At 70.4% G+C, this 20,444-nt stretch carries 21 protein-coding genes and 1 tRNA gene; 17 read left to right on the top strand and 5 right to left on the bottom strand.

The window, feature by feature from the left end; genetic code table 11:
- The first annotated feature begins 48 nt into the window (after positions 1 to 48).
- Genes ACGFIK_RS02815 through ACGFIK_RS02800 form a run of 4 tightly spaced genes read left to right on the top strand, consistent with a single transcriptional unit; the run spans position 49 to position 2,719 of the window.
- The gene (locus ACGFIK_RS02815; protein ID WP_393337309.1) at positions 49 to 765 is read left to right on the top strand and encodes an energy-coupling factor ABC transporter permease; all 717 of its coding nucleotides are present in this window, start codon (positions 49 to 51) and stop codon (positions 763 to 765) included.
- Positions 762 to 1,181 (top strand): PDGLE domain-containing protein, encoded by a 420-nt coding sequence (locus tag ACGFIK_RS02810; protein WP_393337307.1) that lies wholly within the window; start codon positions 762 to 764, stop codon positions 1,179 to 1,181. The genes ACGFIK_RS02815 and ACGFIK_RS02810 overlap by 4 nt, the downstream gene beginning before the upstream one ends.
- Before the next feature lie 3 nt (positions 1,182 to 1,184).
- Positions 1,185 to 1,958 carry a cobalt ECF transporter T component CbiQ gene (gene cbiQ / locus ACGFIK_RS02805; protein WP_327022450.1) on the top strand — a complete coding sequence of 258 codons (774 nt, stop codon included), beginning with the start codon at positions 1,185 to 1,187 and terminating at the stop codon, positions 1,956 to 1,958.
- A gap of 8 nt (positions 1,959 to 1,966) precedes the next feature.
- Positions 1,967 to 2,719 carry an energy-coupling factor ABC transporter ATP-binding protein gene (locus ACGFIK_RS02800; RefSeq protein WP_393337303.1) on the top strand — a complete coding sequence of 251 codons (753 nt, stop codon included), beginning with the start codon at positions 1,967 to 1,969 and terminating at the stop codon, positions 2,717 to 2,719.
- Here ACGFIK_RS02800 and ACGFIK_RS02795 read toward each other — a convergent pair.
- Genes ACGFIK_RS02795 through ACGFIK_RS02780 form a run of 4 tightly spaced genes read right to left on the bottom strand, consistent with a single transcriptional unit; the run spans position 2,700 to position 5,656 of the window.
- The gene (locus ACGFIK_RS02795; protein WP_327022449.1) at positions 2,700 to 3,860 is read right to left on the bottom strand and encodes a hypothetical protein; all 1,161 of its coding nucleotides are present in this window, start codon (positions 3,858 to 3,860) and stop codon (positions 2,700 to 2,702) included. The genes ACGFIK_RS02800 and ACGFIK_RS02795 overlap by 20 nt on opposite strands.
- Positions 3,857 to 4,573, bottom strand: coding sequence for a thioredoxin domain-containing protein (locus ACGFIK_RS02790; RefSeq protein WP_327022448.1), 717 nt, complete (start codon positions 4,571 to 4,573; stop codon positions 3,857 to 3,859). Before ACGFIK_RS02790 ends, ACGFIK_RS02795 begins: the two co-directional genes overlap by 4 nt.
- A complete protein-coding gene (locus ACGFIK_RS02785) occupies positions 4,566 to 5,054 on the bottom strand; it encodes a MauE/DoxX family redox-associated membrane protein (RefSeq protein ID WP_327022447.1) in 489 nt (162 codons plus the stop codon). Before ACGFIK_RS02785 ends, ACGFIK_RS02790 begins: the two co-directional genes overlap by 8 nt.
- Positions 5,051 to 5,656, bottom strand: a complete 606-nt coding sequence (locus ACGFIK_RS02780; protein ID WP_327022446.1) for a sigma-70 family RNA polymerase sigma factor — start codon at positions 5,654 to 5,656, stop codon at positions 5,051 to 5,053. Before ACGFIK_RS02780 ends, ACGFIK_RS02785 begins: the two co-directional genes overlap by 4 nt.
- 144 nt (positions 5,657 to 5,800) lie before the next feature.
- Here ACGFIK_RS02780 and ACGFIK_RS02775 point away from each other — a divergent pair, with 144 nt between their 5' ends.
- The 3 genes from ACGFIK_RS02775 to ACGFIK_RS02765 all read left to right on the top strand — a co-directional run bounded on the left by ACGFIK_RS02775 (position 5,801) and on the right by ACGFIK_RS02765 (position 9,191).
- Complete coding sequence (locus ACGFIK_RS02775; RefSeq protein ID WP_327022445.1) at positions 5,801 to 7,456, top strand: copper resistance protein CopC; 1,656 nt, start codon at positions 5,801 to 5,803, stop codon at positions 7,454 to 7,456.
- A 14-nt stretch (positions 7,457 to 7,470) separates the two neighbouring features.
- Entirely contained in the window at positions 7,471 to 8,247 is a 777-nt protein-coding gene (locus ACGFIK_RS02770) for a YcnI family protein (RefSeq protein ID WP_327022444.1), read from the top strand.
- A 152-nt stretch (positions 8,248 to 8,399) separates the two neighbouring features.
- Positions 8,400 to 9,191 carry a hypothetical protein gene (locus ACGFIK_RS02765; protein WP_393337678.1) on the top strand — a complete coding sequence of 264 codons (792 nt, stop codon included), beginning with the start codon at positions 8,400 to 8,402 and terminating at the stop codon, positions 9,189 to 9,191.
- Between the two features lie 55 nt (positions 9,192 to 9,246).
- Here ACGFIK_RS02765 and ACGFIK_RS02760 read toward each other — a convergent pair whose 3' ends face one another.
- On the bottom strand, positions 9,247 to 10,569 hold the full coding sequence (locus ACGFIK_RS02760) for a glycosyltransferase family 87 protein (protein ID WP_327022443.1): 1,323 nt from the start codon (positions 10,567 to 10,569) through the stop codon (positions 9,247 to 9,249).
- A gap of 66 nt (positions 10,570 to 10,635) precedes the next feature.
- Between ACGFIK_RS02760 and orn the strand changes: the two genes are divergently transcribed.
- From orn to ACGFIK_RS02710, 10 genes are all read left to right on the top strand, one after another.
- On the top strand, positions 10,636 to 11,232 hold the full coding sequence (gene orn, locus ACGFIK_RS02755; protein WP_327022442.1) for an oligoribonuclease: 597 nt from the start codon (positions 10,636 to 10,638) through the stop codon (positions 11,230 to 11,232).
- Between the two features lie 83 nt (positions 11,233 to 11,315).
- Positions 11,316 to 11,391: transfer RNA gene (locus ACGFIK_RS02750), tRNA-His, on the top strand.
- A gap of 312 nt (positions 11,392 to 11,703) precedes the next feature.
- A complete protein-coding gene (locus ACGFIK_RS02745; protein WP_327022441.1) occupies positions 11,704 to 12,906 on the top strand; it encodes a membrane dipeptidase in 1,203 nt (400 codons plus the stop codon).
- Between the two features lie 2 nt (positions 12,907 to 12,908).
- Positions 12,909 to 14,531, top strand: coding sequence for an ABC transporter substrate-binding protein (locus ACGFIK_RS02740; RefSeq protein ID WP_327027244.1), 1,623 nt, complete (start codon positions 12,909 to 12,911; stop codon positions 14,529 to 14,531).
- Positions 14,532 to 14,562: 31 nt separating this feature from the next.
- Positions 14,563 to 15,516, top strand: coding sequence for an ABC transporter permease (locus tag ACGFIK_RS02735; RefSeq protein WP_327022440.1), 954 nt, complete (start codon positions 14,563 to 14,565; stop codon positions 15,514 to 15,516).
- Between the two features lie 73 nt (positions 15,517 to 15,589).
- Positions 15,590 to 16,471 (top strand): ABC transporter permease, encoded by an 882-nt coding sequence (locus ACGFIK_RS02730; protein ID WP_327022439.1) that lies wholly within the window; start codon positions 15,590 to 15,592, stop codon positions 16,469 to 16,471.
- A 3-nt stretch (positions 16,472 to 16,474) separates the two neighbouring features.
- A complete protein-coding gene (locus ACGFIK_RS02725; RefSeq protein WP_327022438.1) occupies positions 16,475 to 17,656 on the top strand; it encodes a Xaa-Pro peptidase family protein in 1,182 nt (393 codons plus the stop codon).
- Positions 17,653 to 18,489: an alpha/beta hydrolase gene (locus ACGFIK_RS02720; protein ID WP_327022437.1), complete on the top strand. Its 837-nt coding sequence runs from the start codon at positions 17,653 to 17,655 to the stop codon at positions 18,487 to 18,489. Before ACGFIK_RS02725 ends, ACGFIK_RS02720 begins: the two co-directional genes overlap by 4 nt.
- A complete protein-coding gene (locus ACGFIK_RS02715) occupies positions 18,486 to 19,469 on the top strand; it encodes an ABC transporter ATP-binding protein (RefSeq protein WP_327022436.1) in 984 nt (327 codons plus the stop codon). The genes ACGFIK_RS02720 and ACGFIK_RS02715 overlap by 4 nt, the downstream gene beginning before the upstream one ends.
- Positions 19,453 to 20,442: a dipeptide ABC transporter ATP-binding protein gene (locus tag ACGFIK_RS02710; RefSeq protein WP_327022435.1), complete on the top strand. Its 990-nt coding sequence runs from the start codon at positions 19,453 to 19,455 to the stop codon at positions 20,440 to 20,442. The genes ACGFIK_RS02715 and ACGFIK_RS02710 overlap by 17 nt, the downstream gene beginning before the upstream one ends.
- Positions 20,443 to 20,444 lie beyond the last annotated feature (2 nt).

Here is a 20,444-nt window from a genome sequence, read left to right as displayed (position 1 = left end):
CGCTCACCCTGCCGGCGAGCGCGGGCCCGCCGTCACGTGGGAGGTCACGTGGAAAACCTGGCCATGCACATCTCCAACGGCATCATCGACGGTCCGGTCGCCGCGATCTTCGCGGTGATCGCTCTGGCGGCTCTGGCACTAGCCGTCCGCCGGGCACGGCAGGACCTGGACGACCGACTCGCCCCGATGGCCGGCCTGGTCGCCGCCTTCATCTTCGCCGTGCAGATGCTCAACTTCCCGATCTTCACCGCCGGAGTCAGTGGCCACCTGCTCGGTGGGGCCCTCGCCGCCATGCTGGTCGGCCCCTGGGTCGGCGCGCTGTGCATCGCGGTGGTGCTGGTGGTGCAGGCCCTGGTCTTCGGCGACGGTGGGGTGGCCATGCTCGGGCTCAGCATCACCAACATGGGTGTGATCGCGGTCGGGGTGGCGTACCTGCTGATCGCGTTGCTGCTGCGGGTGCTGCCGCGTACCCCGGCCGGGTTGGCCGTCACCGCGTTCGTCGCCGCGCTGGTCAGCGTGGTGGTCGCGGCGATGGGCTTCGTGTTGCAGTACTGGCTGGGCGGCACCGCCGACCTCGGCGGCAACCTGGCCGGGCTGGCCGGGACGATGGCGGTGTCCCACCTGTTCATCGGTATCGGCGAGGGCCTGATCACGGCCGCCACGGTGGTCACCGTGGCTAAGGTCAGACCCGATCTGGTGTACGCGCTACGCGCCCTCAAGCCGGTCGCCCCGGCGGCCGTCGCCCCCCTCGGGGGTGTCCGGTGAAGCGCCTCTGGGGTCTCCTGGTCGGTGGTCTGCTGGTGGCCCTGCTGCTGGCCGGTGTGGTCAGCAACTTCGCCTCGCCCCATCCCGACGGGCTGGACTCCTCGCTACGCGAGGGCTGCACCTTCGACGCCGAAGGCGAGATCACCGGGGGCAGTTGCCCGGCCCAGCAGGAGAAGGACCATGAGATCGGCGGGCCCCTGGCCGACTACGGCATCGCCGGCATCGACAACGACTTCCTCTCCACCGGACTGTCCGGGGTGCTGGGTGTCCTGCTGACCTTCGCGGTGGCCGGCGGGGTGTTCTGGCTGGCCCGTCGGCGTGACGCGGGACCGACCCCACCAGCCGACCGCTCGGACCCGCCCGCACTCAGCCAGGAGGCCGAGCAGTCGGGCACATCCGCGTCGAGCCAGGGGTAGCCGGTGGGTGCCGGGCACGCCCATGTGCTCTACCGGGAGTCCGACTCACCGGTGCACCGGCTGCCGCCGGAGGTGAAGATCGCGGCGATGGTGGCCTTCACGATCGCCGTGGTCGCCACCCCCCGGACGGCCTTCTGGGCCTTCGGCGCGTACGCCCTGTTGGTCGCGGGGGTGGCGGCGCTGGCCCGGGTGAGCCCCGGCTGGCTGCTGGCCCGCACGGTGATCGAGGTGCCCTTCGTGCTGTTCGCCTTCGCCCTGCCGGTCATCGGCGCGGGCGAGCGGGTCGAGGTGCTCGGGCTGGGCCTGTCCGTCGAAGGGCTGCACGGTGCCTGGAACATCCTGGCCAAGGGCACCCTGGGGGTCTGGGCCTCGCTGCTGCTGGCCGCGACCACCACCACCCGTGACCTGATCGTCGGGCTGGACCGGCTGCGCTGCCCCCAGGTCATCACCCAGATCGCCACCTTCATGCTGCGCTACCTGGACGTGCTGGTCGGCGAGGCCCGTCGGATGCGGGTGGCCCGCATCTCCCGGGGCGACGACCCCCGCTTCCTGTGGCAGTTGCGTGGCTTCGCCGCCGGTGTCGGGACCCTGTTCCTGCGCGCCTTCGAGCGCGGCGAACGGGTCTACCTGGCGATGTTGTCGCGGGGCTACACCGGCCGGCTGCCGACGGTGTGGCAGGGCGCGGGTGCGGCCGCCACCACCGGTCAGTGGCTGGTCGCGGCGACCCTGCCGCTGCTGGCCGGCACGGTCGCCGTCACCGCCGTACTGCTGGCATGATGCACCTCGTGCCGTCCACCGCACCCAGCCTGGAGGTCCGGGGCGTCCGGTACGCCTACCCCGACGGCCACCTGGCCCTGCACGGGGTGGACCTGACGGTGGCCCGGGGCGAACGGGTGGCCCTGCTCGGCCCCAACGGTGCCGGCAAGACCACCCTGGTGCTACACCTCAACGGCATCCTCACCCCCGCCGAGGGCCACATCAGTGTGGGTGGGCTGCCGGTGACCACCGACCGGGCTCGGCTGGCCGAGATCCGGCGGCGGGTCGGCATCGTCTTCCAGGACCCGGACGATCAACTCTTCCTGCCCACGGTCGCCGAGGATGTCGCCTTCGGACCGGCCAACCTGGGGCTGCGCGGAGCGGAACTGGCCGCCCGGGTGGATGAGGCCCTGGCCGCGGTGGGCATGTCCGAGCATCGCGAACGGGCCCCGCACCACCTGTCCTTCGGTCAGCGGCGCCGGGTGGCGGTCGCCACCGTACTGGCCATGCGACCGGAGATCCTGGTGCTCGACGAGCCCTCGTCGAACCTCGACCCGGCCGCCCGCCGGGAACTGGCCACCATCCTGCGGGCCCTGCCGGTGACCCTGCTGATGGTCACCCACGACCTGCCGTACGCCTTCGAACTCTGCGACCGGTCGGTGATCCTGGACGGTGGGCGGATCGTGGCCGACCGGCCCACCGCCGACCTGCTCGGCGACACCGACCTGCTGGCCCGGCACCGCCTGGAACTGCCGTTCCCGTTCAGTCCCGCTCGGAAGTGACCGCATCCGCTGATGCGCCGGCCCCGTCACCACCGGCGGCAGTCCGGCCGGAGGCAGCCGTGCGTCCGGCGGCGGCCCGGCTGGCCGTGCGTCCGGCGGCGTGCAGTCGCAGCACGGCGGCGGCCAGGGCCCCCGCCCCGGCTCCCACGGCCAGCACCACCAGCACCCGGGCCAGGGTCGGTGGCCAGGGCACCGGCACGACCGACCGGGCCAGCAGGGCAGCATTGGTCACCCCGGCGAACAGGGCCAGGCAGGCCCCGGCCAGGGCCACCGGAAAGTCGACCCCGGCCCTGCGGCGCAGCACCCACCAGGCGGCGGCGATCGCGCCGAACCCGGCCAGCAGGGCCCACACCGGCCCGGTCAGCAACCCCACCAGCACCCCGCCGACCCCGGTCGCCCCGGCGTCCAGCACCCGACCGACCGCGAGCAGTACGGCCGCCAGCCCGCCGAGGGCCAGCACCCCACCGACCCCGGCCAGGGCCCGACGCCCCGCGACGGTGGCCGCCGGGAGCAACCCCAGGGCACCCACCGCCAGGGTGCCGAGGACGGCCGCCACCCACCAGGGGTACGCGTCCGGCGGCGGCACCCAGTGCAGGGTGCCCCGGATCTCCGCCGACCCGTTCGGATCGCGCAGCGGCACCACCCAGTCGCGTACCCGGTGCTCCCGGTCGGGCGCGGCGCGGACCTGGGCGGGCGGACCGGCCTCCCGCCACAGCGCCCGCTGGTCGTGCCAGCGGGCGGTCGAACCCGACTCCACCCGACGCCACTGCGGGGCGGCGGCCGGATTCACCTCCGGCGGCAGGCGGGTCTCCCCGGCGATGGTGCGATTCAGGTACGTCGCGGGGGAGCGGGTGTTCTCGAAGACCCCGTCCGGGCCGACCCGCAGGTACGGCTCACCCGAGTAGCCGATCACCTCCACCGGCTGGTCACCGGTGTTGGTCAACTCCAACCGGGCACCCGCCTCGATCACCCGTACCCGAAGCTGCGGGCGGTCCGGGGTCACGGCGGTGACCTCCACCCGGTAGTCCGTCCCGTTCGGGGCGTCGGCGCCGTGCGCCACCGCGGGAGCGGCGGTGGCGGTCAGCGTGGTGACCATGCCGGCTAGCAGCAGCCCGGCCCGGGTCAGCAGGGCACGGCTCACCGCCCGGCCGCCTCCACCGCGGCGGTGATGTTCTCCGGGGTCCACTCCCGCACCTGCTCACCGTTGACCAGGACGGTCGGGGTGCCGGTGACGTTGGCCTTGGTCGCCTCCTGGCTGACGTGCGAGGTCCACGGCTTGTACTTGCCGTCGCGCACGCAACTGCCGAAGCTGTCGCGGTTCAGGCCGACCTCGGCCCCGATGTCGATCAGCTCGTCGTTGCTCAGCTGCGCACCGTTCTCCGGCGGCTGCTTGTCGAACAAAGCCTTGCTGAACTCGGTGAACTTGCCCCCCTCGGCGGCACAGCCGGCGGCGGCCGAGGACCGGGTCGAGTACTCCGTGCTGGAGAAACGGTTCAGGAAGGCCACCGGGTGGTACACCACCCGGGCCTTGCCGTCGCTGACCAGTTGCTCCAGGGTGGGGCCGCTGGTCTGCTCGAACTGCTTGCAGGCCGGGCAGAGGTAGTCCTCGTACACGTCGATCGTCACCGGCCCGCTGCCGACCGCGATGCCGGTGCCGTCCTGGGTCGCGCCCGGCGGGGCGGTGAACTCCCCGGAATCCTGGCTGGACCAGACACCCCAGCCGATCAGACCCGCGATCACCAGCACGGACACCGCGCCGATCGAGGTCCAGAGGGTCCGCTTGCGCCGCCGTTCCCGGGCCAACTGCTCCCGGACCACGCGGGCCGCGTCTTTGCGCCCCTTGCGACTACTCATCTTCGTCCTCCACCGGTTCGCCCGTCAGCGCGCCGTCCACGGAGACGGCCGTGCGGGGCCAGATCAGTAGGAACCCGGCCAATGCCAGGAAACCCAGGTCCCGGAGGATCTCCGGGAAATAGCTCGGACTCTCCCCGGCCGGCAACTCACCGCCGGTGCCGAAGCAGCCGCAGTCGATCGCCAGCCCCCGCGACCAGGCCGAGATGATGCCGGCGATGAAGACCACCAGCAGCGCCGCGGAGACCCCGGCGGAGAGCCGGGTGGCCAACCCGAGCAGCAGCAGTACGCCGAGGGCCAGTTCGACGAAGGGCAGCACCGCCCCGACGACCATGGAGACCTCGTACGGCAGCACCTGGTAGGCGTGCACCGCCCGGCCGGAGCCGGCCAGGTCACCGACCTTCGTGGCGCCCGCGTACAGCCAGACGGCGGCCAGTCCGAGCCGGACGGCCAGCCCGATCCAGGGCAGCAGTTTCCTGTTCATCCGGCTTGCGCCTGTCCGACGGCCTCGACCAGTTCGCTGCGCGCCCGGGCCACCCGGGACCGGATGGTGCCCACCGGCACCCCCTCCACGGCGGCGGCCTCCGCGTACGACAGGCCCAGCAGTTGGGTGAGCACGAAGGCGCCGCGCCGCTCGGTCGGCAGCCGGCGGACCAGGTCGGCCGCGCCGAACTGCCCGGCCGGGTCGGGGTGCGGCACATCGGTGTACGCGTCCGCGGTGAGTCGTTGGGCCAGCCGGCGGCGCCGGACCACCGTACGCAGATGGTCGGCGCAGGTCCGCCGGGCGATGCCGAGCAGCCAGGTACGGGCGGTGGAACGCCCCTCGAAGGCCGGTAGGGCCCGAAACGCCCGGAGATAGGTCTCCTGGGTCAGGTCGTCGGCGCTGTCCGGATCGACCAGGGCTGCCGCGAATCGCCACACCTCGGCCTGGGTGGCCCGGACGAAGTCGGCCTGGGCGGCGGGGTCGCCGTCCCGTGCGGCCAAGGCGGCGAGGGTGGCGGGATCGGCCGATGCCGGGCAGTCTTGACCACGGTCGTCGGCCGCTTGGGGGTGAGCGGCGGCGATGTCGCGCGGGGCGGGGATCACGACAACCCAGGTTACGCGGCGGCGTGCTGAGCAGCAGGGTCCTTCGGCCCTTCCAATGCAATGCGCCACGCCGGGAACTTTTTTACCTCAGCGTCCGACTATCCGAGCATGACTCCCGGCCCCGAATCGGCGAGCATGGCCAGCATGACTGCCGCCCCTCGCCGCCGATTCGCGCGGCTGACCGCCGCCGCCGGTCTGCTGGTGACCGTCGTCGCGCTGCTGCTCGCCCCGGCGAGCCCGGCCGCGGCGCACGCCGTGCTCTCCAGTTCCAGTCCCGCCGCCTCCTCCGTGGTGCCGAACGCACCGACCGAGGTGGTACTCACCTTCAGCGAGCCGGTCCGCAAGGTGCCGGACAAGATCCGAGTGATCGCCCCGGACGGCTCACGGGTCGACCGGGGTGAACCCACCTTCGCCGACAGCCTGGTGAGCATCCCGGTCGACACCTCCGGTGGCAACGGCACCTACCTGGTCACCTACCGGGTGATCTCCGCCGACAGCCACCCGGTCTCCGGGGCGTTCACCTACTCCGTCGGCGCCCCCTCCGAGCCGCCGGTGGACTCCGGCGACGACAGCCGGGCCGACCCGGTGGTCAGCAACGCGGTCAAGGTCAGCAAGTTCGTCGGGTACGCCGGACTGCTGCTCCTGGTCGGCGCGAGCCTGGTGCTGGCCGTGCTCTGGCCGCGTCGCCTGCCCCGCACCGGCCCGACCCGGCTGGCCTGGACCGGTCTGGGACTGGTCGCCCTGGCCACGGTCGCGACGACCCTGTTGCAGGTGCCCTACACCAACGGTGGTGGCCCCTTCGACATCACCGGGGCCGGCCTGGGCCTGGTCCTGGGCAGCACCTTCGGCGCCGCCCACCTGGTCCGGCTGGGGCTGCTGGCCGCCGCAGCCGTGCTGCTGCGGCCCCTGTTCGCCGGGTCGGCGGGCCGTACCGACCTGATCATCCTGGGTGTGCTCGGCGGGGCGGCACTGCTCACCTGGCCGTTGTCCGGGCACCCGGCGGCCTCCCCCGCCCCGGCCGTGTCGGTGCTCGTCGACGCGGTGCACCTGGGCAGCATGGCCGTCTGGCTGGGCGGCCTGGTGATGCTCGTGGTGTTCCTGCTGCCCCGGGCCGACGAGCGGGAGTTGGGGGCGATCCTGCCGATCTGGTCGCGGTGGGCGGCCCTGGCGGTCTCCGCGCTGCTGCTCGCCGGCATCGTCCAGGCCCTGATCGAGGTGGCCACCCCGGCGGCCCTGGTGAACACCACCTACGGCCGGCTGGTGCTGGCCAAGGTCGGGTTGTTCGCGCTGGTGATCGGGGTGGCCGCGTACTCACGGCACCTGGTCCGCAAGCGGATCGCGGCCAGCCGACCGGCACCGATGCGCCGGGCGGTCTGGGTCGAGTTGGCCGTCACCGCGGTCGTGCTGGCGGTGACCTCGGTGCTGGTGCAGACCCCGCCGGCCCGTACCGCCGGGGCCGATGTGGCCGGGGCCGAGAGCGGCTACTTCACCACCACGGTGAAGAGCAGCCTGTTCTCCATGCAGATCGAGATGGCCCCCGCCCAGCGGGGCAACAACTCGGTCCACTTCTACGCCTACACCCTGGACAACCAGCCGCTTCCGATCGAGGAGTGGAAGGCCACGGTCGCGTTGCCGTCGGCCGGCATCGAGGCGATCGACGTACCCCTGCTGCCGTTGACCGACAACCACGCCACCGGTGAGATCAACCTGCCGTCGGCGGGGGAGTGGGAACTGCGGGTGACCGCTCGTACCACCGAGATCGACCAGGCCACGGTGACCGCCACCGTGGAAATCCGTTAGAGAGGGTTCCATCGATGATCCGTCACCGGCGTACCGTGGGTGCCGTCCTGGCCCTGACGCTCGGCACCGTGGCCACGGCCGTGTTCGGTTTCGCGGCTCCCGCGTCGGCGCACGTGTCGATCAGCCCCAGCGAGGCGAAGCAGGGCGGCTACGGCCGTTTCGCCTTCCGGGTGCCGAACGAGAGCGACGAGGCATCGACCACCAAGCTGGAGATCTTCCTGCCGGAGAACGCCCCGGTCGGTTCGGTGTCGACCATGCCGGTGCCGGGTTGGCAGGTGGCGGTGGAGAAGCGTCGGGTGGACCCGCCGGTGCAGGTGCACGGCGCCGAGATCTCCGAGGTGATCTCCAAGATCACCTGGACGGCGGACGGTGCCGCGGCGGCCATCGCCCCGGGCACCTTCCAGGAGTTCCCAATCTCCATGGGCCCGTTGCCCGACGTGGACCAGATGATCTTCAAGGCCCTCCAGACCTACTCCGACGGCGGCGTGGTGCGCTGGATCGACGAGCCGCAGCCCGGTGGTGAGGAGCCGGCCACCCCGGCCCCGGTGCTCACCCTGACCGCGGCCACCGACACCCCGACCGGGGCGCCGGCCGAATCACCCGCCGCCGAGGCACCCGGCACGGCCGCCGGGGCGACCGAGGACGACGACGAGGACGGCAACGGGCTGGCGGTCGGGCTGGGGGTCGCCGGGCTGGTGGCCGGGCTGGCCGGACTGGTGCTGGGCGGCCTGGCGTTCGCCCGTACCGGACGGGCCGCAGGCCGGAGCGGCGAGGCGACGCCCACCTCCTGACCCCCGATCACCACGAGACCCGCCGGAGCCACTCCGGCGGGTCTCGCCTTTCCTGGGCGGTCTTGTCCGGGTGCCTGCCGGATATCCGCTGATCAGCCCGGTCTCCTCGGTAAGGTCGGCCGGGTGTCTAGCTACGGAGAGAGATGGTGCGGATGCGTTTAGTGCACAGATTGGCCGGGATGCTGCTGCTGGCCGTCGGCATGACCGCGCTGATCGGCGCCGCCGCGCTGGGTCTGCTGACCGGACGGGCCGACCCGGGCGGTGGATACGCGGCCCGCTTCGAGACGGTGCAGACCGACGGACACGCCGTGGTGGTGACCGACCTGGCGGCACTGGTACGCGAGGAGGTGCCCCTGGTCCACCTGGGCGAGACCCGGATGCGGCTGGAGGCCCACACCCCGGAGGGTCCGGCCTTCATCGGGCTGGCCCCGGTCGGCGAGGTACGCCACTGGCTGGCTCCCGCGCCGTACGCCGTCGTCGAGCGGATGGCGTTGACCCGAGGGCCCTTGCCGGTCCGACTGGCGCAGGTCATCCCGCCCGACGGTCAGCTGGCCAGCCTGCCGACCGCACCGGCCGCGCAGACCTTCTGGACCCGCACCGGCGCCGGAACCCTGGAGTGGACCCCGGAGGAGTTGAGCGGGCTCAGCCTGGTGCTGATGGGTGTCGACGGCCGCGCCGACCTGACCCTGCAACTGCGGGCCGAACTGCGGCCCGGCTGGCTGGCCCCGGCCACCTGGGGCTCACTGACCGCCGGCACCCTGCTGGTCACCGTCGCCGGGGTGCTCCTGTTGCGCCCCCTCCACCCCCGCGAGGTCGTCTTCGTGGTCGAACCGGACCAGGTCCCGGTCCTAGCCGGCCGCCTAGGCATCAGCTCCCTGACCGGCCTGGGCACCCCCACCCCCCGCCAACCCCTAGCCATAGCCCCCACCCACCCACCCCACTAACCCCCACCCACCCCACTAGCCCCCGTTGATCATGAGGTTGGCGGCAGTCTGAAGATCAACGACTGCCGCCAACCTCATGATCAACGGAGCGGAGCGGGGGAGGGAGGGGGAGGGGGGAAGGGAGCGGGGGTGGGGTGGGGGTGCGGGTGGGGGTGCGGATGGGGAGGGTGGACAGGAGGAGCAGGCAGAGGAGGACGTAGGCGTTGCGGCCCAGGAACTCCCAGGGGGTGTCCGTCGGTACGGGGGCGATGCCCCAGTCGTAGAAGGACACCACGCCGTACACGATGATCATGCAGGTGCCGAGGGCTACGGCGCCCAGTCGACGGCGGCGGCGGGCCCCCTCGGCGGTGTACGGGTCGGCGCGCAGGATCGCGTCGACCAGGAGCACCACCGCCGGAATGAACCAGTAGATGTGGTGGGTCCAGGTGATCGGGCTGATCAACGCCGCCACCAGGCCGGTCAGGGTCAGGCCGGTCAGGGCGTCACCGGCCTGGGAGGCGCGTACCGCCCGCCACAGCCCGTACCCGACGATGGCCGCGACCAACGGCAGCCAGATCAGTCGGCTCGGGTCCTCCGGTGCGGTGAGTCGGCTCAGCAGCCCGAACAGGGACTGGTTGCCGGTGTAGTCGGTGCGGCCGACCCGGTCGGTGGCCCACAGTTCGTGGGTCCAGAACCGCCACGAGTCCGCCGGTGCGACCGCGGCGGCCAGCAGGGTCGCCCCGGCGGCGGTCGCGGTCGCCACCCCTGCCGCCCGCCACCGCCGGGTGGCCAGCAGGTAGACCACGAAGATGCCGGGGAACAGCTTGAGCGCCGCGGCCAGCCCGATGCCCACTCCGGCCCACCGGCTGTCCCGGGGTACGGCGAACAGCAGGTCGGCCAGGATCAGCACCACCAGCAGCATGTTGATCTGACCGAAGGTGATGGTCTCCCGGGTGCTCTCCACCCCGAGCACGAACAGCGCCCCCACCGCCAGGGTGAACAGGTACGGCAGCCGGTGCCGGCGGATCACCGGATCGAGCAGCCACTTCGTGGTGACCAGCACCCCCAACAGGGTCAGCCCGGTGAAGATCGCCACGGTGGCGCCGAGCTTGAGGTGACCGAAGGGCAGCAGCAGGAGGGCGGCGAACGGGGGATAGGTGAAGTACAGCTCGCCCTGCACCCGATCGGGCTGCACGTAGTCGTAGAGGGGATTGCCGGCGGCCCACCAGTCCATTGCCGACATGTAGATCTTCAGATCGAAGAAGTTGTGCGTCCTGCCGGGCAGGTAAAGCGCAGGTAGCGCCGCCGCCAGCACCAGCGCCCCGAGGACCCGGCGGGCCCGGCGGGCACCAGGGTCGGTCACATCGACGGTACGGGGTTCGGCGGGATCGGCGGGCACGGGGAAACCCTAGCGGTCGGTGGCCGCGACGGCGTGCAGCCACGAGCCTTGGGCTGCGCGTAGGCTGTGCCGGTGGCTGATCTTCTCGTCTGGATTGACTGTGAGATGACCGGGCTGGACCTCGGCAGCGACAAGCTGATCGAGGTCGCCGCGTTGGTCACCGATCCCGATCTCAACGTGCTCGGTGACGGGGTGGACGTGGTGATCCACGCCGACGAGGAGGCGCTGGCGGCGATGCCGGAGATCGTCCGGACGATGCACGCCAAGTCCGGGCTCACCGAGGAGGTACGCCGCTCCACGGTGACCCTGGCCGAGGCGGAGGACATGGTGCTCGACTACATCAGCCGGTACGTCAAGGATCCGCGTACCGCGCCGCTGTGCGGCAACTCGATCGCCACCGACCGGGGCTTCATCGCCCGGGACATGCAGCGCCTCGACGCCCACCTGCACTACCGCATGATCGATGTGTCCTCGATCAAGGAGCTGTGCCGGCGCTGGTATCCCCGGGTGTACTTCGGTCAGCCGCAGAAGGGCCTGGCCCACCGGGCCCTGGCCGACATCCGGGAGAGCATCCGGGAGTTGGAGTACTACCGGCGGACCATCTTCGTGCCGCTGCCCGGCCCGGACGTGGACACCGCCAAGGGCATCGCGGCCGGCCTCTGAACCACCCCGCAACCCGCTGGACGCGTTCGACCGTGGTGGGGGTATGATTTCCTCGCACCGCCCGCAGTACGGGCGAGCGCATGGTGGCTGTAGCTCAGTTGGCAGAGCACCGGGTTGTGGTCCCGGTTGTCGTGGGTTCAATTCCCATCAGTCACCCCACCACAAGTAGGCCCCCTTTCGCAGGGGGCCTACTTTTTTGTGTCACTCCATCCGAAATTGGTCTGACCACCTACCTATGCCTGCCGGTCTGGTCGGTCGGCTCGGCTGTTCGTACAGCCGCCCTGAGGTGTTCGGTGCCGGGCCGGCTCAGCCGACCGTACAACCGTCCTGACCTGCGGGAATGTTGCCGGTTTCGGATAACGAACAGGTCACGAGGTCTTACCTGACGCGAGCTTTCCTCGGTATGTTGCCGCAAGGCATGAGGTCGGACCTCATTCCTCGTGCCGCTTAGCTGACGAGGTGAGTTGACGAGTGCAGGAACCAGCCCCCCGCTACGCCGGATACCGGTCCTTCGACTATTTGACGCCACACGTTGACTACAAGGTCTTCGAGCTGGCTCCCGAGATCGGCCGTGTGCCGGAGCACGACCTGGGTCTCAACGCCGAGCAGCACGCCCGGGTGGCCCGGCTGCTGCGCGAGCACATGGCCATCTCGCTGCACGAGCACCCGAAGATCCTGCCGGCCGATGTGACGCAGCTGCGCGACTACAACCGCACCGGCCGCAACTCGTTCGGCTTCGAGGGTCTGGCCCGCTCCGGCATGACCGCGGTCTTCGACAACTTCATGAACGGCACCGGCTGCGTGACCAGTGAGCACGCCTGGAAGTGGGACGACGTCATCTACGACATCGGTCTGCGCTTCGCCGACGTCGCCAAGCAGGACCACGTGGTGGTGGCGACCACGTTGGAACAGATCTTCGAGGCCAAGCGCAACGGCCAGATCGCCCTGGTGGCGGGTCTGGAAGCGGCCACGATGATCGAGAACGAGCTGGACCGGATCGACATCCTCTACGGCTTCGGCGTACGCCAGATGGGCATCGCCTACAGCCAGGCGAACATGCTCGGATCCGGCCTGTCCGAGGACCGCGACGGCGGGCTGACCCACTTCGGGCGGCGCGCGGTGGACCGGATGAACAAGCTCGGTATCGCCATCGACATCTCGCACTCCGGCGACCAGACCTCGCTGGATGTGATCGAGGCCAGTCGGGTGCCGGTGTTCATCACCCATGCCGGTGCCCGTTCGGTCTGGAACACCCCTCGGATGAAGCCGGACGAGGTGATCCGGGCCTGCGCCGAACGGGGTGGCGTGATCGGCATCGAGGCCGCTCCGCACACCACCCTCTCGGCGGGCCACCCGCACCATTCCATCGAGTCGGTCATGGACCACTTCACCTACTGCGTGGAGTTGGTCGGCATCGACCACGTCGCGTTCGGCCCGGACACCAACTTCGGTGACCACGTCGGCCTGCACGACAGCTTTACCCAGCACCTGGCGATCGGTAAGGCCCACGGGGTGGTGGACCACCCGCGGGTTCCGTACGTGAGCGGCATGGAGAACCCGGCGGAGTGCTTCAGCAACATCGTCGGGTGGTTGGTCACGCACGGTTACTCCGACGACGAGATCGCCAAGGTCATCGGCGGCAACATCATCCGGGTTCTTCAGGAGGTTTGGTGAAAATGGCAGTGAAGGGTCGTTGGCGGCTCGCTGTCGCGCTCGGCGTGGTGGCCACGCTGGGTCTGTCCGGCTGCGGTCTGAACGAGGACAACAACTCGTCCTCCAGCAACTCGTCCTCGGAGGCGGTGCTGCGTATCGGCACCACCACCGACGTCAGCAACTTCAACCCGCTCCAGTCGCTCAGCAAGACCGACTCGTGGATTCTCAACGCGATGTACCCGCACCTGCTGCGGATCGACGAGAACGCGAAGAAGTCCCCGGAGCTGGCCAAGGAGTACCGCTACGAGGATGACGGCAAGACCGCCGTCTTCGTGCTGCGGGACGACTTCAAGTGGTCCGACGGCAAGCCGGTCGTCGCCGACGACGTGAAGTTCAGCGCCGAGAAGATCATGGAGTACAAGCTCGGCAACGTCGCGGCCAAGCTGACCTGGGTCGAGTCGATCGAGGCCCCGGACGCGACCACGGTCAAGTTCAAGCTCTCCCAGCCGTACGCGCCGTTCGCCGAGGGCGTCGGCTTCTGGATGTCCGTCGTGCCGAAGCACATCTTCGAGCAGGCCGGTGACCTGTCCAAGTTCGCCAACGACTCGAACTGGGTCGGTGCCGGACCGTTCGTGCTGGACAGCGTGACCAAGGGCCAGCGCTACGTGATGAAGCGCAACGAGCACTACCCCCTCGCGCCGGGCGGTAAGGCCGCGGTCAGCCAGGTCGAGTACCGGGTCTACCCGGACGTCAACACGATGATGCTGGCGCTGCGCAACGGCGACATCGACCTCATGGGTACCCCGGTGCCGATCTCGGCGGCGAAGACCTTCGAGGGCGACGACAAGATCAAGCTGGAGAAGGTCGGGGCGCTCGGCTTCGCCCACCTGACCTACAACATGAAGAACAAGTACCTCGCCGACCAGCAGGTCCGGCAGGCGCTGTCGATGGCGGTGGACACCAAGGCGATCATCGCCGCGGTGCTCCAGGGTGACGGCCAGCAGATGGCCGGTCCGATCTCGCCGATCTTCTCGGAGTACGACAACACCGAGCTCCAGCCGTACCCCTTCGACCCGGAGGGCGCGAAGGCCAAGCTGAGCGCGGCGGGTTACCAGGACGGCAACAACGACGGCTTCTTCGACGAGCTGTCCTTCGGCGTGGCCTGCGACCAGTCCAACGCCAACATCACCCGGGTGGTGCAGCTCTTCCGGGAGAGCGCGGCCAAGGCCGGCATCAAGCTGGAGAACGAGTGCGTCGAGCGCAACACCTTCCTCACCCGCACCAAGAACGGTGAGTACGACATCGACGCCTCCCAGTGGGGTGTGTTCGACAACCCGATGGACCAGCTGCGCAGCACCTACCTGTCCAGCAACCCGGGTGGCATCAACTACAACCTGCTCGAGTCGGCCGAGATGGACGCGCTGATCAACGACGCGGCCGGCACCACCGACCCCGAAGAGTTCAAGACCAAGATCAAGAACATCGACAAGGTCGTGCACGAGCAGGCGTACCTGACCCCGCTGTACGTGGAGAACTTCCAGTTCGCCTACAACGCCAGCAAGTTCACCGGCTTCGTCCCGTCGCCGTCTGACCTGCTCGGCATGGTGACCGCGTACTCGCTGGCCCAGGTCACTCCGGTCAAGTAACCCCCAACCAGAGGGAAAGGAGGGGTCCCCCGTGCTGCGTTTCGTGCTCAGCCGAGCACTGAAGGCCGTCCTGACCGTGTGGATCGCGATCACCTCGACGTTCTTCCTGCTCCGGCTGCTGCCGGGGGACCCCACGACCCTGATGGTCGAGGGCGACATGACCCCGGAGATGCAGGCGGCACTGCTCAAGACGTACGGCCTGGACCGTCCGTTGTGGGAGCAGTACGTGTCGTACCTGCGCGAGTTGGTCCAGGGCAACCTGGGCATCTCGTTCCGACAGATCCAACCGGTCACCGACATCATCGTCGACCGGCTGCCCTGGACCCTGCTGCTGGCCGGTTGCGCCTTCGTGCTGACCGTCGCGGTGGGTATCCCGATCGGGGTGACCGCCGCGGTCAACCGGGGCAAGTGGCTCGACCGTGCCCTGCAGGGCTTCGGCATCAGCGCCAACGCCCTCTTCGTGCCCAGCGTCGCCATCCTGCTGCTGGTCTTCTTCGGGGCCCAGCTCGGCTGGTTCCCGATCGGTGGGGCGATCGACCCGGACACCCGGGGGGTGGGGGCCTACCTGAGCCTGGCCCACCACCTGGTGCTGCCGGTGCTCTCCCTGGTCCTGGTGCAGCTCGGCCCGTACGCGTTGACCCTGCGGACCAACATGATCGAGGTTCTCGGTGAGGACTACATCCGGGCCGCCCAGGCCCGGGGCCTGTCGGCTCGGCGCCGGGTCTGGAAGCACGGCCTGCGCAACGCCATCCTGCCGGCACTGACCCTGATGGGCCTGCAACTGGGCACCCTGGTCGGCGGCGCGGTGCTGACCGAGACGGTCTTCGCCTACCCCGGGGTCGGCCGCCTGATCTACGAGGCGGTGGGTCAGCAGGACTACCCGGTGATCCAGGGGGCGTTCATCATGCTCGCCGTCACGGTGGTGTTCGCCAACGCCCTGACCGACATGCTCTACGCCGTCCTCAACCCCCGGATCCGCCTGTGAACACGAGGAGCGCGGCGCAGCGGAACCCCGCAGCCGTGCGCGTCCCCACCACCGTGAACGAAGGGAGGGTGCCGTGAGTGCCCCTGTGCTGACCGAGCCGGCACCGCCGTCGGCACCGACGGTGTCCAAGCGGTCCTCCTGGCTGGGTTACCTGCGGCAGCCCACCGTGGCGCTGTCGGTGCTGGTGCTGCTGGTGATGGTGGTGATGGCGGTCTTCGCGCCGCTGATCGCCGACGAGCCCGCCGGCGCCGGGCCGGATGTGCTGCAGCCGCCCTCCGGGGCGCACTGGTTCGGCACCGACGACCTGGGGCAGGACGTCTTCGCCCAGGTGGTCTGGGGCACCCGGACCAGTCTGGTGATCGGCCTGGCCGCCTCGCTGATCGCGCTCGCGCTGGGCACCACGATCGGTCTGGCGGCGGCGTACTTCCGTCCGATCGACGCGGTCGCCACCGTCATCACCGACGTGATGCTGGCGCTGCCCACCCTGCCTCTGATGATCATGCTGGCGGCGGTGGTCAACCCCAGCGTGGTCACCCTGACCCTGATCATCGGGTTCTTCGCCTGGCCCGAGGTGGCCCGGCTGATCCGCTCGCAGGGGCTGGTGATCAGCGCGATGCCCTACATCGACGGGGCTCGGGTACTCGGCGCCACCGGCTGGCGGATCGTCACCCGCGAGATCCTGCCCGCGGTCGTCTCCCTGATGGTGGTCAGCGTGCTGCTCACCGCCTCCCGGGCGGTGATCTCCGAGGCCGGCCTGAGCTTCCTGGGCCTCGGCGACCCGGACGCCTGGTCCTGGGGACGGATCCTGCTCAACGCCCAGCGCAGCGGCACCATCGCGATCGCCTGGTGGCAGACCCTCTTCCCGTCCCTGGCGATCCTGCTGCTGGTGCTCGCCGCGACCCTCGCCGGAATGCGGTTCAACGACTCCCGTGACCCCCGCCGCAACGGAGGCTGACCAGTGCGACTTCCCGACAGCTTCTACACCAGCGTCCGTACCCGACTCAGCGAGGCGCTCGACGAGCGCGGCCTGGACGGCTACCTGGCCACCTCGCCGCCGGAGGTCGCCTTCCTCAGTGGCTTCTTCTACATCGCCACCGAGCGACCGGTCTACCTGTGGATGCCCCGCGAAGGCGAACCCCTGCTGGTCATCCCCCGCCTGGACGAGGAGTACGCCGCTCAGCAGGGGGTGACCCTGCCGACGGTCAGCTACTTCGAGTACCCCGGGGTGGTCAGCGCCGAGGAGACCCTGGCCGCCGCCCTGTCCCGGCCCGGTGGGGCGGGACGCCGCATCGGGGTGAGCGCCGGGGTGTCCGTGGCCGCCTTCCGGGCGTTGTCCGGGGCCATCGGCGGCGCGGAACTGGTCACCACGGACGCGGTGGCGAAGCTGCGCCTGTGCAAGTTCCCCGAGGAGATCCCGTTCCACGAGGCCGCCGCCCGGATCTGCGACGAGATGCTCGCCGCCGGGCGCGCTCTGATCGAGGAGGCGTTGGCCTCCGGGGGCCCGCTGCCCCGGGAGGACGAGATCGCCCGGCATGTGATCGGTTACGGCACCGATCAGATGTACGCCAACTACGACCTGGTCGTCTACACCACCAAGCTGGCCGGGGGACTGGTCTACGCCGGTCCCAACTCGGCGCTGCCGCACGGCCTGCCGACCCGTCGACGGGTACAACCGGGGGACACCCTGATCCTCTCCCTGGGCGCGGCGGTGGCCAGCCGCTTCGTGGAGAGCGAGCGGACCTTCATCATCGGTGAGCCCACCGCCGAGCAGGTGCGCTACTACGAGGCCGACCGGCTGGCGCAGGAGGTCGGCACCCAGGCGATGGTCGCCGGCCGGACCTGCGCCGAGGTCAACAAGATCTGCCTGGACGTGCTGCGGGACCAGGGGCTGGGTGACTACATCCGGCACCGGCAGGGGCACGGCATCGGGCTGCAGAACCACGAGGCGCCGTGGGTCGAGGACGGCGACCACACCGTGCTCGCCCCCGGGATGCTGCTCTCCAGCGAACCCGGTGTCTACGTGCCCGGCCACGCCGGCTACCGCATCTCCGACACGGTCCTGGTGCAGCAGGACGGTCCGCGCCGGCTCACCGGCTACCCGCGCGACCTGGCGTCCAACATCATCGAGGGGGTCCGATGAAAATCAATGGAGCGGAACTGGTCGTCGAGGCCTTCGGCCCCGAGGACGGCCCGGCGATGATCGTGCACCATGGTGCGCCGGGGCTGGGCTCGCGCAGCGAGCCGAAGCGTTCCTTCGGCCCCTTCTCGGACCGGTTGCGGGTCATCGTCTTCGACGCCCGGGGCTCCGGGGAGTCCAGCGACGACGAGCCCTTCACCCATGAGCAGTGGGTGGCCGACGTGGACGCCATCCGGGAGCACTTCGGCTACGAGAAGATCGTCATGGCCGGTGGGTCGTACGGCGGATTCATCGCGATGGAGTACGCCATCGCCCACCCCGACCGGGTCTCCGCCCTGGTGCTGCGGGACACCGCGGCCGACACCGCACACGACCACCTGGCGGTGGAACGGGCCCGCAACACCGACCGCTCGGTCATCCCGGAGTGGGTCATCGACCGCATCGGCACCGGCCGGTTCGAGAGCAACGAGCAGCTGCGCGAGTACTGGCGGGCCATCCTGCCGCTCTACGACCACCAGCACGACCCGGCCAAGGACGAGGCGCGGCTTAACGCCACCCGGTTCCACTACCGGACCCACAACGCGGCCTTCGGGCAGAACATGCCCCGGTACGACCTCAAGCCGAAGCTGCCCTCGATCACCTGCCCGACCCTGGTGACCGTGGGCCGGCACGACTGGCGTACCCCGGTGGAGGCCTCCCAGGTCATCGCGGACCTGGTGCCCAACGGGGAACTGGTCGTCTTCGAGAACTCCGGCCACTCCCCGCAGTTGGAGGAGCCGGAGCTGTTCCAGCAGGTCGTGCGGGACTTCCTGCGCCGAGCCGGGGTGTTGCGATGACCCTGTTGGAGATCGCCGACCTGCGGGTCGCGTTCCCCGGCCACAGCGGGCCGGTGAACGCGGTCAACGGGGTGTCGCTGGAGGTCGACTCCGGACGGACGTTGGCCATCCTCGGTGAGTCCGGCTCCGGCAAGAGCGTCACCGCCCAGGCGGTGATGGGCATCCTCGACGTACCGCCGGCCACCGTCAGCGGGTCGGTCCGGTTGCAGGGCCGGGAGCTGCTCGGCCTGCCGCGCAAGCAGCGGGAGCGGATCAGCGGCGAGGAGATCGGCATGGTGTTCCAGGACGCCATGGCCGCCCTCAACCCGGTCTTCACCATCGGCCACCAGATCATGGAGGTGCTGCGGGTACGCCGGGGCATGTCCCGCGCCGACGCCCGCCGCCGGGCCATCGAACTGATCGACCGGGTACGCATCCCGGCCGCCAAGGACCGGCTGCGCGACTACCCGCACCAGTTCTCCGGGGGTATGCGCCAGCGCATCATGATCGCCCTGGCGATCTCCCTGGAACCGGACCTGCTGATCGCCGACGAACCCACCACCGCCCTGGACGTGACCGTGCAGGCCCAGGTGATGGAGCTGCTGGCGGAGATCCAGCGGGACAGCGGCATGGGTCTGCTGCTGATCACCCACGACCTGGGTGTGGTGGCCGAGGTCGCCGACGAGGTGGCGGTGATGTACGCCGGCCGGATCGTCGAACGCGGCACGGTCGAGCAGATCTTCGCCGGACCGGCGCACCCGTACACCGAAGGGCTGCTCGCCTCGATGCCCCGGGTGGACCGGCGCGACGAACAGCTCTACGCCATCCCGGGCGCCCCGCCCAACCCGGCCCGGCTGCCCACCGGTTGCCCCTTCCACCTGCGTTGCCCCCGGGCCACCGAGGAGTGCCTGGTGACCCTGCCGCCGTTGCAGCTGCTGCCCGCCCAGCGGGCCAGCGCCTGCCACCACCACGAGGAGGTGCTCGGTGCCACCCAGCGATGACGTGGTGCTACGGGTCGAGAACCTGGTCAAGCACTTCCCCGTCAAGGGACGGGTCCCCTTCGTCTCCGGCGGGGTGGTCAAGGCCGTCGACGGGGTCTCCTTCGACCTGCGCCGGGGCGAGACCCTCGGTGTGGTCGGGGAGTCCGGCTGCGGCAAGAGCACCCTGGCCCGGATGCTCGTCGGGCTGGAGCAGCCCACCTCCGGGGCGGTGCGCTTCGGCAAGTCCGTGGTGCACCAGGCCAAGGGGCGGGAGCTGCGGGCCCTGCGCCGCCGGATCCAGATCGTGCTCCAGGACCCGTACACCTCGCTGAACCCCCGGCGCACCATCCGGGAGATCCTGCTCCAGCCCTTCGAGATCCACCCCGACGTGCTGGACCGGCGTCGCCGCATCGAGCGGATCAAGGAGCTGTTGGAGCTGGTCGGTCTGGACGCCAGCCTGCACCTGGACCGCTACCCGCACCAGTTCTCCGGCGGGCAGCGTCAACGGATCGGCATCGCCCGGGCCCTGGCCCTGAACCCGGACGTGATCGTCTGCGACGAGCCGGTCTCCGCACTGGACGTCTCCGTCCAGGCCCAGGTGGTCAACCTGCTGGAACGCATCCAGGAGGAACTGGGTGTGGCGTACGTCTTCATCGCCCACGACCTGTCGGTGGTGCGGCACATCTCCGACCGGGTCGCCGTGATGTACCTCGGCAAGCTGGTGGAGACCGGTCCGGAGATCGACCTGTACGACTCGCCCCGGCACCCGTACACCAGGGCCCTGCTCTCCGCGGTGCCGGTGCCCGACCCGGCCGGTCGTCAGCAGCGCCAGCGGATCCTGCTGGCCGGCGATCCGCCCAGCCCGGTCAACCCGCCCTCGGGCTGCCGGTTCCGGACCCGTTGCTGGCAGGCGACCGACACCTGCGCCACCACCGAACCCCCGCTGGCCGCCGGTAACCACCCGGTCGCCTGTCACTATCCGCTGGCCGCGTGACG

Source organism: Micromonospora sp. NPDC048871, assembly GCF_043198155.1.
In the GTDB taxonomy this organism is placed as follows: domain Bacteria; phylum Actinomycetota; class Actinomycetes; order Mycobacteriales; family Micromonosporaceae; genus Micromonospora.
This window is presented reverse-complemented; position numbering and strand designations above follow the sequence as displayed.

Bases quoted from the DNA above. Each gene is read 5' to 3' on its own strand.
- ACGFIK_RS02790 (WP_327022448.1), bottom strand. From the start codon at position 4,573: ATGAGTAGTCGCAAGGGGCGCAAAGACGCGGCCCGCGTGGTCCGGGAG.
- ACGFIK_RS02715 (WP_327022436.1), top strand. From the start codon at position 18,486: ATGACCCTGTTGGAGATCGCCGACCTGCGGGTCGCGTTCCCCGGCCAC.
- ACGFIK_RS02720 (WP_327022437.1), top strand. From the start codon at position 17,653: ATGAAAATCAATGGAGCGGAACTGGTCGTCGAGGCCTTCGGCCCCGAG.
- ACGFIK_RS02740 (WP_327027244.1), top strand. From the start codon at position 12,909: ATGGCAGTGAAGGGTCGTTGGCGGCTCGCTGTCGCGCTCGGCGTGGTG.
- ACGFIK_RS02770 (WP_327022444.1), top strand. From the start codon at position 7,471: ATGATCCGTCACCGGCGTACCGTGGGTGCCGTCCTGGCCCTGACGCTC.
- ACGFIK_RS02775 (WP_327022445.1), top strand. From the start codon at position 5,801: ATGACTGCCGCCCCTCGCCGCCGATTCGCGCGGCTGACCGCCGCCGCC.
- ACGFIK_RS02765 (WP_393337678.1), top strand. From the start codon at position 8,400: ATGCGTTTAGTGCACAGATTGGCCGGGATGCTGCTGCTGGCCGTCGGC.
- ACGFIK_RS02785 (WP_327022447.1), bottom strand. From the start codon at position 5,054: ATGAACAGGAAACTGCTGCCCTGGATCGGGCTGGCCGTCCGGCTCGGA.